General features: G+C 66.3%; 12 protein-coding genes. 8 read left to right on the top strand and 4 right to left on the bottom strand.

Annotated elements, in window-relative coordinates:
- Positions 1 to 97 precede the first annotated feature (97 nt).
- The 6 genes from mihF to PV772_RS02755 all read left to right on the top strand — a co-directional run bounded on the left by mihF (position 98) and on the right by PV772_RS02755 (position 6,172).
- The gene (gene mihF / locus PV772_RS02780) at positions 98 to 415 is read left to right on the top strand and encodes an integration host factor, actinobacterial type (RefSeq protein WP_210411227.1); all 318 of its coding nucleotides are present in this window, start codon (positions 98 to 100) and stop codon (positions 413 to 415) included.
- Positions 416 to 462: 47 nt separating this feature from the next.
- Positions 463 to 1,056: a guanylate kinase gene (gene gmk / locus PV772_RS02775; RefSeq protein WP_141160358.1), complete on the top strand. Its 594-nt coding sequence runs from the start codon at positions 463 to 465 to the stop codon at positions 1,054 to 1,056.
- Positions 1,057 to 1,072: 16 nt separating this feature from the next.
- On the top strand, positions 1,073 to 1,333 hold the full coding sequence (rpoZ, locus tag PV772_RS02770; RefSeq protein WP_026264487.1) for a DNA-directed RNA polymerase subunit omega: 261 nt from the start codon (positions 1,073 to 1,075) through the stop codon (positions 1,331 to 1,333).
- Positions 1,334 to 1,366: 33 nt separating this feature from the next.
- Positions 1,367 to 2,605: a bifunctional phosphopantothenoylcysteine decarboxylase/phosphopantothenate--cysteine ligase CoaBC gene (gene coaBC, locus PV772_RS02765; RefSeq protein ID WP_141181643.1), complete on the top strand. Its 1,239-nt coding sequence runs from the start codon at positions 1,367 to 1,369 to the stop codon at positions 2,603 to 2,605.
- 84 nt (positions 2,606 to 2,689) lie between these two features.
- Positions 2,690 to 3,925 (top strand): methionine adenosyltransferase, encoded by a 1,236-nt coding sequence (gene metK, locus PV772_RS02760; protein ID WP_141160360.1) that lies wholly within the window; start codon positions 2,690 to 2,692, stop codon positions 3,923 to 3,925.
- Positions 3,926 to 4,036: 111 nt separating this feature from the next.
- The gene (locus tag PV772_RS02755) at positions 4,037 to 6,172 is read left to right on the top strand and encodes a primosomal protein N' (RefSeq protein WP_347885278.1); all 2,136 of its coding nucleotides are present in this window, start codon (positions 4,037 to 4,039) and stop codon (positions 6,170 to 6,172) included.
- Positions 6,173 to 6,196: 24 nt separating this feature from the next.
- Here the strand turns inward: PV772_RS02755 and PV772_RS02750 are convergent, their stop codons facing one another.
- The 4 genes from PV772_RS02750 to PV772_RS02735 are packed head-to-tail and all read right to left on the bottom strand — an operon-like array spanning position 6,197 to position 10,065.
- Positions 6,197 to 7,276, bottom strand: coding sequence for a glycosyltransferase family 1 protein (locus tag PV772_RS02750; RefSeq protein ID WP_307356445.1), 1,080 nt, complete (start codon positions 7,274 to 7,276; stop codon positions 6,197 to 6,199).
- The gene (locus tag PV772_RS02745) at positions 7,273 to 8,202 is read right to left on the bottom strand and encodes an alpha/beta hydrolase (protein ID WP_347885277.1); all 930 of its coding nucleotides are present in this window, start codon (positions 8,200 to 8,202) and stop codon (positions 7,273 to 7,275) included. Before PV772_RS02745 ends, PV772_RS02750 begins: the two co-directional genes overlap by 4 nt.
- A gap of 8 nt (positions 8,203 to 8,210) precedes the next feature.
- Entirely contained in the window at positions 8,211 to 9,080 is an 870-nt protein-coding gene (locus PV772_RS02740; protein ID WP_141181639.1) for an aldo/keto reductase, read from the bottom strand.
- A 19-nt stretch (positions 9,081 to 9,099) separates the two neighbouring features.
- A complete protein-coding gene (locus PV772_RS02735) occupies positions 9,100 to 10,065 on the bottom strand; it encodes a sugar-binding domain-containing protein (protein ID WP_141160366.1) in 966 nt (321 codons plus the stop codon).
- 125 nt (positions 10,066 to 10,190) lie between these two features.
- On the opposite strand from PV772_RS02735, the gene PV772_RS02730 reads away from it, so the two are divergent.
- Both PV772_RS02730 and PV772_RS02725 read left to right on the top strand, forming a co-directional pair.
- Positions 10,191 to 12,005, top strand: a complete 1,815-nt coding sequence (locus tag PV772_RS02730; protein WP_347885276.1) for a glycerol-3-phosphate dehydrogenase/oxidase — start codon at positions 10,191 to 10,193, stop codon at positions 12,003 to 12,005.
- A gap of 91 nt (positions 12,006 to 12,096) precedes the next feature.
- On the top strand, positions 12,097 to 12,846 hold the full coding sequence (locus PV772_RS02725; RefSeq protein ID WP_141160368.1) for an MIP/aquaporin family protein: 750 nt from the start codon (positions 12,097 to 12,099) through the stop codon (positions 12,844 to 12,846).
- Positions 12,847 to 12,863: the final 17 nt, after the last annotated feature.

The following is a 12,863-nucleotide window of genomic DNA, read 5'->3' as shown; positions in this document are numbered from 1 at the left end:
GGATGCATTGATTCGGGCTGCACCAAAGGGTAGTTTCAGGACAGGTCCAAGGGCGGCCGCCCTTGGATGAAATCCGCCGACTCCGGGGGTGTCCGTGATGGTCCTGCGACCTTTATCCGCTTCTGAACGGGCCGAGGCCCTGGGCAAGGCGGCCGCGGCCAGGGCTACCCGGGCTGCTGCCAAGGAGAGCCTACGGAACGGTGACAGGTCGGCCGCGGATATCATCAGTTCCGCGCTGGAGGATGATGCGCTGGCCCGCATGCGGGTTTCGGAGCTGCTTGAGGCCCTTCCCGGCATCGGAAAGGTCCGGGCCGCCGCCATCATGCAGCAGCTGGGCATTGCGGCGTCCCGCAGGGTCCGTGGGCTGGGCGTCCACCAGCGCCGGGCGCTGGTAGATTTTATAGACGAGCACTGAGGCACAGGCCGCGCCTGTCCTTCCCCCAACCGTGGCAAAAGGAATACGTGAGCAAGAAACCGGGACTGACAGTCCTCGCAGGTCCGACGGCTGTTGGCAAAGGCACCGTGTCCACCTACATCCGGGACAACTACCCCGAGGTCTGGCTTTCCGTTTCAGCCACCACCCGGGCGCCCCGGCCCGGCGAAGTGGACGGCGTCCACTACTTCTTCAAGACCAAGGAGGAGTTCGAGCAGCTCATCGCCGATGGTGAACTCCTGGAGTGGGCAGTGGTCCACGGACAGAACACCTACGGCACCCTGAAGAGCACCGTGAACGGGGCCATCGCAGAAGGCCGTTCGGTGCTGCTGGAGATTGACCTCCAGGGCGCCCGCCAGGTCAAGGCGGCAGTCCCGGACGCTCAGTTCGTTTTCCTGGCCCCGCCCACGTGGGACGAGATGGTCCGCCGGCTGGTGGGCCGGGGGACCGAAACCCCGGAGGAACAGCAGCGCCGGCTGGAAACCGCTAAACTGGAACTTGCTGCTGAACCGGAGTTCGACCACACCGTCATCAACGATGACGTCCGCCGGGCAGCGGACGAGCTTGTTTCACTCATGGGGCTGACACCGCATCCACACCTGCCGGAACCGTCAGCCCGCTAGGAATTTGGAGAAATTCGTGTCTACGAACCTTGAAGGCATCATCAACCCGCCGATCGACGATCTGCTGAAGGTAGCGGATTCCAAGTACGGCCTGGTGATCTTCGGTGCCAAGCGTGCTCGTCAGATCAACGCCTACTACGCCCAGCTGCACGAGGGCCTCTTCGAGTACGTCGGGCCCCTGGTTGACACCAAGCTGAACGAGAAGTCGCTTTCGATCGCCCTGCGCGAGATCAACGAAGGCAAGCTGGTCTCCACGCCGATCGAAGCCGCTGAGTAACCTGCCGCCAACTGACTTGCTGACGGAGATCACGTGCGCATAGTCCTCGGAGTCGGGGGAGGGATTGCCGCCTACAAGGTGGCATCGCTCCTCCGGCTTTTTACTGAAGCCGGACATGACGTCACGGTGATCCCCACGGAGGCGTCCACCCGCTTCATCGGCACCGCCACCTGGGAGGCGCTGTCCGGAAACCCCGTCAGCAACAGCGTCTTTGACGACGTCCACCTGGTGAACCACGTCCGGCTTGGCCACGAAGCTGACCTGGTGGTTGTTGCACCCGCAACCGCTGACCTCCTGGCCAAAGCCGCCACCGGCCAGGCCGGTGACCTGCTGACCAACACGCTGCTGATGGCGCACGGCCCAGTGCTGTTCGCGCCCGCGATGCACACGGAAATGTGGCAGCACGCCGCCACCCGCGCCAACGTTGAAACGCTCCGCGGCCGGGGCGCCGCAGTCCTCGAACCCGCCTCCGGCAGGCTGACCGGCGCTGATTCCGGACCGGGAAGGCTTCCGGAACCGCAGGCGATCTTTGACGCCGCCATGGCACTGGTCCAGGGACAGTCCGATTTCCAGTTGCCCCTTGCCGGCCGCACCGTAACCATCAGTGCAGGGGGCACCCGTGAGCCGCTGGACCCCGTCCGTTTCCTCGGCAACCGGTCCTCCGGCAAGCAGGGCGTCGCGCTGGCCGTCGCCGCCCGGAACGCCGGTGCCACCGTCCGGCTGCTGGCGGCACACATGGAGGTCCAGCCGCCCGCCGGGGTGGAGGTGGTCCGCGTGGAGACTGCACTGCAGCTCCGGGCGGCTGCGCTGGATGCCGCTGCCGGGTCCGACGTCATCATCATGTCCGCCGCCGTGGCAGACTTCCGCCCCGCCGATGTCTCCGACACCAAGATCAAGAAACGCGACGACACCGCAGACCCCGTCATTACCCTGGTCCGCAACCCGGACATCCTGCAGGAACTCGTGGAGCAACGCAAAGCCGGACCTTCCGGGACCGGCCAGCTCATCGTCGGCTTCGCGGCGGAAACCGGTGACAGCCAGGGCGACGTCCTCGCATACGCCGAAGCGAAACTGCAGCGAAAAGGCTGCGACCTGCTGGTGGTCAACCATGTGGGCGCGGACAAAGTCTTCGGGCAGGACTCCAACTCGGTGGTCATCCTTTCGCGCGCCGGCGACGAACCACAGGAAGCGGCCGGAACCAAGACTGAGGTTTCGGAAGCCATCATTGCCCGCATCGGCTTTGAACTGACCAGGGTTTCACCCCGTACCTGAGTACCTGAGTGTTCCGCACCACGTTTGCTTCTCGGGAGGACATCTCCCGCGGGGCCGGCGCCTTCCAACCAGTAAGGTAGTTGAGTGACTTTACCGCTGCACCTTCCCCAGACCCATGGGGCCACGCCCTCCGCGCTCCGGCTCTTCACGTCCGAGTCGGTCACCGAAGGCCATCCGGACAAGATCTGCGACCAGATCAGCGACGCCATCCTGGACGCCCTGCTGGCCGCGGACCCCGAGTCACGCGTGGCCGTGGAGACAATGGCGACCACTGGGCTGGTGCACGTTGCGGGCGAAGTTACCACCGACGCGTACGTCGAGATCCCGCAGATCGTCCGCGAAACCATTCTTGGCATCGGCTACGACTCCTCAGCGAACGGTTTTGACGGTGCCCGCTGCGGCGTGTCTGTTTCCATTGGCCAGCAGTCCAACGACATCGCCGGCGGTGTGTTCAACTCGCTGGAAGCCCGCGAGGGCCGCCAGGAGGACGACTACGACCTCCAGGGCGCAGGCGACCAAGGCCTGATGTTCGGCTACGCCAGCGACGAGACCCCTTCCTACATGCCCACGCCCATCTGGCTGGCCCACCGGCTCTCCGAGCGCCTCACCGATGTCCGCAAGACAGGCCAGCTGGCCTACCTTCGGCCGGACGGCAAGACCCAGGTCACGGTGGGGTACGACAAGGATGTTCCCGTTTCGATCGAAACCGTGGTGATTTCGAGCCAGCACGCCGAGGGTGCAAGCCTGCAGCAGTTGCGCGCGGACCTTGCCGCCATCGTCATTGAACCCGTCCTGGCCGCGGCCAACCTGGACATTTCCCGTGCCGCGAACATCCTCAATCCGGCCGGCGAATTCGTCATCGGCGGCCCGGTGGGCGACGCAGGCCTCACCGGCCGCAAGATCATCGTCGATACCTACGGCGGCATGGCGCGCCATGGCGGCGGTGCCTTCTCCGGCAAGGATCCATCCAAGGTGGACCGCTCTGCCGCCTACGCCATGCGGTGGGTTGCCAAGAACGTGGTGGCCGCGGGGCTGGCCAAGCGCGCAGAGATCCAGATCGCATATGCCATCGGCCAGGCCCGCCCCGTAGGAACCTATGTTGAGACCTTTGGTACCGAGACTGTGGATCCCGCCCGGATCAGCGACGCCATTGCGGAAATCTTCGACCTCCGTCCCCGCGCCATCATCGACGCCCTCGACCTGAAGCGCCCGATCTACGCCAAGACTGCCGCCCACGGGCACTTCGGCCGCGATGAGCCCGAGTTCACGTGGGAACGACTTGACCGGGTAGATGATTTGAAGGCGTTCTTCAACGCATAGGTGAATTCCGGTCCGGACCCGGAAGCAGCGGGCCCGGACAGGAAGTGCACTGTCAGTGGCCTATGCTTGGCTGTTCATGTCCAACCCGGCAGCTGAACGGAGGGAGCCACGGTGGTTGCTGACAGTTCCGTCCAGCCATCCCTGTTGCAGGGGTTTCCGGCCCGCGCACTGCCTGTCGGCGTCGACCTGGCCAAGCCGTTTCCCGTGGCGCGGATCCTCGTGGAATCGTCGCTGCCGCACCTGGACCGCCCCTTCGACTACGCGGTCCCGGTTGCGCTGGACCACGACGCCCAGCCGGGAGTCAGGGTCAAGGTCAAGTTCAATGGCCAGGATCTGAACGGCTTCCTTTTGGAGCGCCTGGCGGAATCCGATGCCGGACACATCCTGGTGCCCTTGTCGAAGGTCGTGTCCCCGGTTCCGGTCCTCACGCCCGCAGCCCAGGACCTTGCCGGGGCCGTGGCGGCGCGGTACGCCGGCACGGTCAGCGACGTCCTCCGCCTGGCCATACCGCCCCGCGTCGCACGGCTCGAAAAGGACTACCCCGCATCACTGGACCCTGCAGATCCGGGTGGGACTGCAGGCCTGGATGGCACGGCAGGACCGCAGGCTCCTGAAGCCGAAGGCGCCCTGGGCATCCCGGCTGTCCCCGGCGTTTCAGCGTGGACCGCGTACCGCACCGGAGCTGCTTTCCTGAGGCACCTGGCTGCCGGGGGATCCCCGCGTGCGGTCATCAATCCGCTCCAGGGCTATGGGGCCGCCGGGTGGCCGGCCCTCCTGGCCCAGGCTGCCGCCGCTGCTTACGCCTCAGGCAGGGGCGCGCTGCTGGTAGTGCCCGACTACCGCGACCTGGACCGGCTGGAGCAGGCGCTGATGGAACTGCTGCCGGAGGAGGCCGTGGCCAGGCTCACGGCGGACGACGGCCCCACGCCGCGGTACCGGAACTTCCTGCGACTCCTTGCGGGCCGGGCAAGGATCGCCATTGGCACCAGGTCCGCCGCTTTTGCGCCGGTGCAGGACTTGGGCCTGGTTGCCTGCTGGGACGACGGCGACGACCTCCACATCGAGCAGCGCGCACCCTACGCGCACGCCCGGGAGGTCCTCCTCCTGCGGGCAGAACAGGAGGGCACAGCCTGCCTCCTGGCGGGGCACGCCCGCAGCACCGAAGTCCAGCGGCTGGTTGAGGCCGGGTGGGCCGTCCCCGTTGAAGCCGAGCGTTCCACGGTCCGCAGGACCGTTCCGCGCGTGGTCAACACGGCGGACAGCTTCGAGCAGGAACGTGATCCCCTGGCCACTGTCGCGCGGCTGCCCCATGCCGCCTGGCAGGCGGCAAAGAAGGGGCTGGATCGTGGCCCCGTCCTGGTCCAGGTGGCCAGGGCCGGCTACGCGCCCTCCCTCGTGTGCGAAACCTGCCGTGAACCCGCCCGGTGTGGGCACTGCCAGGGGCCCCTGGCCCTGGCCGGAACAGCCGCCTTGCCCCAGTGCCGCTGGTGTTCCTCACCGGCTCCGGAATGGAAGTGCTCCCACTGCGGCGGGCGGCGGCTCCGTAAAGGGGCCACGGGAGTCCTGCGCACCGCTGAAGAGCTGGGCCGCGCTTTTCCGGGTACCACGGTCGTCACGTCATCGGGCGACCAAGTGAAGGCCACAGTGGGCGCGGGCAAGGCGCTGGTGGTGGCAACAGTTGGGGCCGAACCCGTCGCAGACGGGGGTTATGCGGCCGCCCTGCTGCTGGATGGAGATTCGCTGCTGCGCCGGGAAAGCCTCCGCGCAGGCGAAGACACCCTGCGCCGCTGGTTCAACGCAGCCGCCCTGGTCCGGCCCGGGGCAGCGGAAGGCCTGGTGGTGGTCACTGCCACGGACACCGCCGCCACCGGGGCGCTGCTGCGGTGGGACCCGGCCGGCTATGCCCGGCGCGAGCTGTCGCTGCGAATGGAACTCCAGCTTCCACCGGCGGTACGCATCGCCTCCGTGACGGGGCCGCGCGCCGCCGTTGAACACTACACGGGTGCGGTGGAAGCGGACCTGGCCGGCGCGGGCATCGCCGTGCGAACGGCGGGCCCGGCGCCGCTGCTGCTCACCGCGCCGCCCACCGGCAGGCGCTCGGCCGAGGACGTCCGGACCCTGCTGTTCTTCCCGTACGGCCACGCCGCCGCCGTCGTCCGCGTCCTCCGGGTCACCCGCGCCGCCGTGGCCGCTAAACGGACCATGGACCCCGTGCAGCTGCGGCTGGACGGCGTCGACGTGCTCTAGGTCCGTCCTGCGGGAGGACGTACGTCAGGCCCGTCGCCTCTTTGCAACTACCTCGTGGGCCGCGTCCACCAGCTGGCGCGCCGATTCGTCCCAACTGAACCCGGCCGCGCGGGCCAGGGAGCGGCGGGACAGGTCCTGCCAGTGCCCGTCGTCCCGCAGCTGGCCCACCGCGTCAGCGAACTGTGCGGGTGACTCTGGATCCACGTAAATCGCGGCATCCGACCCCACCTCCCTGAAGATGGGAATGTCGCTGGCGATGACGGGCGTACCAACCGCCATCGCCTCCACGAGCGGAAGACCATACCCCTCGGCCCGGGACAGGCTCACCAGTGCCGTGGCCCGGCGCAGGAGCCGGTCATACTCAGCATCCGTCACGCCGTTGTGGAACACCACGGAGGCGCCTTGGGGGACAATACGCTCCAGCTCTGCCCGCCGCTGCGGGGTGATCCGGCTGAGCAGGTGCAGCGTGTAGCCCGGGAGTCCGGCCATACCGGCCACCATGGTTTCCACGTTCTTGTACGGCATGAACGAACCCATGTAGATGATTGTCTTGTCCGCCCCGGCGGCGGGCTCGCGCGGTTCCTGGGCCGGCTGCGGGGCATTGGCAATGATGCGCACGGGCCGGCGTGTCAGCCGGTACTTAGCCATCAGCGCCTCGGTGGTCCGGCTGATGGTGGCAACAATATCGGCCCGGTCCAGGAGCAGGCGCTGTGGCCAGAACGCCTTGTGGTACAGCCGCCACAGGAGGCGGACGGGGGCCGGCAGGAAACCAGGGGGAGTGGGGTGTTCGTAGTAGATCAAGTCATGCAGGGTCAGGATCAGTCCGTACTTCCGTCCCCAGGTGCCCATGGTCTGCATGGGGCAGACAACCACATCCGCGCCAAGGGCGTTGACCTTCCGGGCAACGAACAGTTCCAGGGGCGAAAGCGGGCTGCTGATGAGCGTGTAGGGCACGTCAGGGAGCAGCGCCAGCTGCCGCTCGTCGGACACCAGCATCGAGACGTCCGCGATCTTTGCCGTTGCGGCGATCAGGCTTGCCCCGTAGCGGCTGATGCCATCGTGGTGGTCGGTACGGGTGAAACGTGCATCGATGACGATCTTCACGCGGGATGGTCCTTAAGGAAGCTGCGGATGTAGCGGGCGGCCGGTTCAGGTGTTTCGTAGTGGATCAGGTGCCCGACGCCGGGAATCACCTTCAGCTCACCGTCCGGAAGCATGCCCAGGAGCCGGTGCTGGCTGGGGAGGGTGGCGATTTCATCCTTCTCGCCGGCGACCAGCAGCACGGGCAGCTGCAGCAGGCCGGCTACCTCGGCCACGTGGTGGCTGACGGAGGCGGTAAAGGATTCCAGGAGGCTGTCCCTGTCGGCGAAGGAACTGAAGTAGGCATGGTGCTGGCCGTGGATATAGGCCCTCAGGCCGGGATCGCGGGTCTTGGCCATGGTCTCACTCATAACCCTGACAATCACGGGATTGCGCAGCAAGGCCAGTCCGGGCCTGCGCGGAAGGCGCGCAGCAAGCTTGTAGTACAGCACCGCAAGCCGGGTCATTACCCCCTTGGGCCCCTCCAGCGCCGGCGCTGCAATGGGGTTGATGAGGATGAGGGGACGAACTGCGTCCGGGTTGCTGGCCACGAAGTGGGCCGCCACGATGGATCCGAACGAGTGCCCCAGCAGTACCGTGTCCCTCCCCAGGCCCAGCGCCGCCATGAAGTCGGAGATGAACCGCCCGTAGCGTTCCACGGAGTGCGGGCCGTGGGTAAAAGCGTCCGAGCTGCCGAAGCCGGGCAGATCCGGCATGATGATGCGCATGTCCGGAAGCTGGTCCGCCACGCGCAGGAGCCCGTGGTGGTCGCCGCGGAATCCATGGACCACCAGGATGGTGCGGGTATCCGGGGTGACCTCCAACGGCTCATAGGTCCAGAAAGCCACGGTGCCGCCGTCGAGGGTGACGGCGGAGGCCAGGGTACGGCCTGAAAGGCCGGCGCTGACGTAGGCGGGCATAGGGGAGGGCCCCGGGTTCACGGTATCCATGGCCTGCCCTAGTTGACGTTGTCCGGGTGGGACCCGGTCCGCTGCCCGCGGTCCAGAGCGTTGATCGCCGCCATGTCGCGCGCTGAGAGTTCGAAGTTGAAGACATCGAGGTTCTCCCGGATGCGCGCCTCCGAACTCGCCTTGGGAATGGCGATGTTGCCCAGTTGCATGTGCCAGCGGAGGATCACTTGCGCGGGCGTCCGGCCGTGCTCGGCGGCACAGGCCTGGATGACCGGGTCTGCCAGCACCTGGCCGCGGCCCAGCGGGCTCCAGGCTTCGGTGCGGATGCCCAGGTCCGCGTGCTTGCTGCGCAGTTCCTCCTGTTGCAGCCAGGGATGGAGTTCGATCTGGTTGACAGCGGGAACCACCTCGGCGCCTGCGAGCAGGCGGTCAAGATGGGCCGGTTGGAAGTTGCTGACGCCGATGGCACGAACCCTTCCCTCCCGGTACAAGGTTTCCAGGGCGCGGTAGGTCTCGGTGAAGAGCCCGCGGCGGGGGCATGGCCAGTGGATGAGGTACATGTCCACATAGTCCAGGCCCAGGTTGACCATGGAATCGTCAAAGGCGCGCAGGGTGGCGTCGAAGCCATGGTGGTCGTTCCACACCTTCGTGGTGACGAACACATCTTCACGGGACAAGGGCGGGAACAGTTCGCCTGAGCCGCCACTGCCGGACCCCGCGTCCAGCTGGGAACTGATACCGCGCGCCACGCCGGTCTCGTTCCCGTACATGGCGGCGGTGTCGAAGTGCCGGTAGCCGGCGGCGAGCGCAGTGGCGACCAGGCCTTCGGCTTCGGCTGCCGGCACCTTGTACAGCCCAAAGCCGAGCTGGTCGATCAGCACGCCGTTGTTCAGGCTGAGCCGGGGTGAGGTTCTCATGGCAACGACTCTACCTACTTCAGCTGGTCAGGCCCTCGTAATCGACGAGGCGGCGTGCGGTGGCTTCGTCCAGGATCAGGTCGGTCGCAAGCCTGGCCGCCAGTGCTCCGCGCAGGCCGTTGATCTTGGAGACCCCGGATACCACGCAGATCCTGCGGCGTACCTGCCGGAGCTGGGCCAGTGACGGGCCGGTGGAGCGTTCGTTGAGGACGATCCCGTCAGAAGACCCGTCATCCCGGAAGAACACGGTGGCAACGTCTCCGACGACGTCGGAGTTGGCAAGGGCGTTGAGGTCTTCCTCGTCGAGATAGCCGCCGGCGTAGACGTGGCTTGGGTAGTCGGCGTGGACGGAACCGACACCGAAGATGGCGATGCTCATCTTCGCCTGCAGTTCCAGGACGCGCTGCACGCTGCGCTCGTTCCACATGGCCGTCTTGGTGGCAGCGTGGTCGAAGAAGGCCGGGACGGGGAACTGTTCCACCCGTGCTCCATAGGCGCTGCCAAACCGGCGCATAATGTCGCTTGCGTAGGTGATGCCGGTGGTGTGCATGTTTCCGGCGCCGTTGAGCTGGACGATCACGCTGTCGTGGGTGATCTTCCTGGTGAGGTGCCTGCTCACCGCGCTGAGCGTGGATCCCCAGGCCACGCCGATGATCGCGTTCGAGTCCACCAGGGGTCCGATGGTGCGGGCGGCCTGCATGGCCACCCGGTCCAGGGTCTCGGCTTCATTGAGCGTCCCGAGGATGGGGACCACATGGACGTCCAGGTTGTACCGGCGCCGGATCATGCCCTCCAGTTCCGGTCCGGTATCCAGGGGGTTGCGGATCTGGATCTGCACCAGGCCGGACTCCCGCGCCGATGACAACAGCCGGGAAACCGTGGACCGTGACGTGCGCAGTTCGCGTGCGATCGCGTCCATGGTGAGGTCCTGCAGGTAATACATTTGTGCAGCTCGGAGGGCATCCTGGTCGCGGGAAAGTGCCATCTCACTTCCGTTCTGCACGTTTGTGCATAGTGCTTGACTCCATTTTCCATTTCTCCAAACAATAGAGCAGAACGGCGGTGCCGCACAGTGGCGACCGCAACACACAAAGCCCCAAGGGAGTTGTTTTGGGACCCAAGGATTCAACTGTCCAACCAACTGTTAACACGCCCCGTCCGGGAGGCGAACGCGCGTCGGTCCACAGCCTCCGGCGCCGTCCGCACGCGAAGGTGCTGGTGGTTGGCGGCGGCATCAACGGAGTGGGAACGTTTCGTGACCTGGCCCTGCAGGGCGTCGATGTGGCGCTGGTGGAACGCGGTGACTACTGCCAGGGCGCAAGCGGTGCATCGTCGCACATGATCCACGGCGGCATCCGGTACCTGGAAAACGGCGAGTTCCGCCTGGTCCGCGAATCAGTGGTGGAGCGGAACCGCCTGCTGAAAATCGCCCCGCACTATGTCAAGCCGCTGCAGACCACCATCCCCATCTTCAGCACCTTCTCCGGGATCCTCTCCGCGCCCCTGCGCTTCCTTACCCACAAGCAGCAGGGCAAGCCCAAGGAGCGCGGCGCATTCCTCATCAAAGTGGGCCTTAGCCTTTACGACTCATTCTCCCGCGATGGCGGCACCGTGCCCCGGCACCAGTTCCGGACCCACAAGGCAGCCCTGCAGGAACTCCCCGCGCTCCGGTCCGACGTCAAATACACGGCCACCTACTTCGACGCCTCGGTGCACAACCCGGAGCGGCTGACCCTTGACGTCCTGCAGGACGGCGAAAAGGCCGGCCGTTCCCAGGGCGCTGCCGCGCAGGGTGACACCGCCCGGGCCAGCAACTACCTCTCGTTGACATCCATGTCCCCGGAGCCCAACCCAGGGACCGGCCGGGGCAGCACCGTCCGCCTGCGCGACGAACTCAGCGGAGAGGAATTCGACTTCACCGCGGACATCATCGTGAACACCACAGGCGCGTGGGTGGACCTGACCAATGAGGCCATGGGTGCAGCCTCTGCCTTCATGGGCGGCACCAAGGGTTCGCACATCGTGCTGGACCACCCGGGCCTGCTCGCCGCCTGCCGCGGCCGGGAAATCTTCTTCGAACACACCGACGGCCGGATTGTCCTCATCTACCCCATGGGCGACCGGGTGCTGGTGGGCACCACGGACGTCGACGCGGACATGGCGGAAGACGCCGTCTGCACCGATGAGGAGATCCAGTACTTCTTCGACCTGATCGGCCACGTCTTCCCGTCCATCGACGTGACCCCCGAAGACATCGTCTACACATTCTCGGGAGTGCGCCCCCTGCCGAGCCACGACGCAACCCAGCCCGGCTTCGTCTCCCGCGACTACCGCATTGAACGGCGCGCCACGGGCACAGACGGAACCGGCGCCGTCGTACTGAGCCTGGTGGGCGGCAAGTGGACCACGTTCCGGGCCCTCGCCGAGCACCTGACCAATGACGTCCTCTCCGAGCTCGGGGTTCAGCGCAAGGTGTCGACGGCGCAGCTCCCCATCGGCGGCGGCGCAGGCTTCCCGGCCGACGAGGCAGGCGTGCAGAAATGGATCAAGGCGCACATGGGTGCCGGCCGCGACGCGGACCGCACAGCAGGGCTGCTGACCCGGTACGGTACCCGGGCGGACGACGTGATCGCATACCTCGACGCTGCCCCTGACCAGCCGCTGCGGTCCACCCGCGAGCTCAGCGTACGGGAGCTGGAGTTCATGGCGGCCAACGAACAGGTGGGGCACCTGGTGGATGTCCTCATCCGCCGTACGTCCCTGGCCTTCCGGGGGCTGGTCACCGGGGAACTCCTCAACGAAGTGGCGGAGGTGTTGTCAGTGCCGCTGAAGTGGGACGCTGCAGCCCGCGCCGCTGAGATCAAGCACGCACAGGACGTGCTGCAGAGATTCCACCGCGTGGAAACGCACAGCCTGGTCTCCTGAGGCCGGGCGGCCGGCCGGGGCGCGCCAGCGTCCCGGCCCAACGGTCCTTCACCAGCGAAAGACCGACAACTAAACAAAGAAGGAGTCAAAGATGTCTCTAGGAATAGTCTTCCTCTCCGAAGTCTTTGGCACGGGCATGCTGACCCTGTTGGGTTGCGGCGTCGTTGCCAACGTGGCTTTGCGGGGGACAAAAGGCAACAACGGCGGATTCCTGATGGTCACATGGGGGTGGGGTATCGCTGTCTTCTGTGGTGTCTTCGTCGCCGCCAAGTCCGGTGCCCACCTGAATCCGGCCGTGACCTTGGGCCTGCTGCTCAACGGCAAGGCCGAGTACGCCCCGGGAGTCGCTGTTGATTTCGGCACCACGCTGACCTACTTTGGTGGCGAGATGGTGGGGGCCTTCCTCGGTGCAGTGGTTTGCTGGCTGGCTTACAAGCAGCATTTTGATGACGAGCCAGAGCCCGCAGGCAAGCTGGGTACGTTTTCCACCGGCCCTGCCATCCGTTCCACCCCATGGAACCTGATCACCGAGATCATCGGCACGTTCGTCCTGGTCTTCGTGATCCTGACTCTCGGCGGTACCCCCTCGGGGCTTGGCCCCCTGGCTGTGGCGCTGCTCGTTGTCGGCATCGGTGTTTCCCTCGGCGGCCCCACCGGCTACGCCATCAACCCGGCCCGTGACCTCGGACCCCGCATTGCCCACGCACTGCTTCCCATCAAAGGCAAGGGCTCCAGTGACTGGAGCTATGCCTGGATTCCGGTGGTTGGCCCGCTCGTCGGCGGCGCCCTCGCCGGCATTGTGGCAAGGATCGTTCCGATCATCATCACCGCCGCCTCCTAAGCCCCCGGCAAACAGCT

Origin of the sequence: Pseudarthrobacter sp. CC12, assembly GCF_039907755.1 — a bacterium.
Classification (GTDB): Bacteria; Actinomycetota; Actinomycetes; order Actinomycetales; family Micrococcaceae; genus Arthrobacter; species Arthrobacter niigatensis.
Note: the sequence above shows the minus strand (reverse complement) of the source record. Positions and strands in the feature narration are given on the sequence as shown.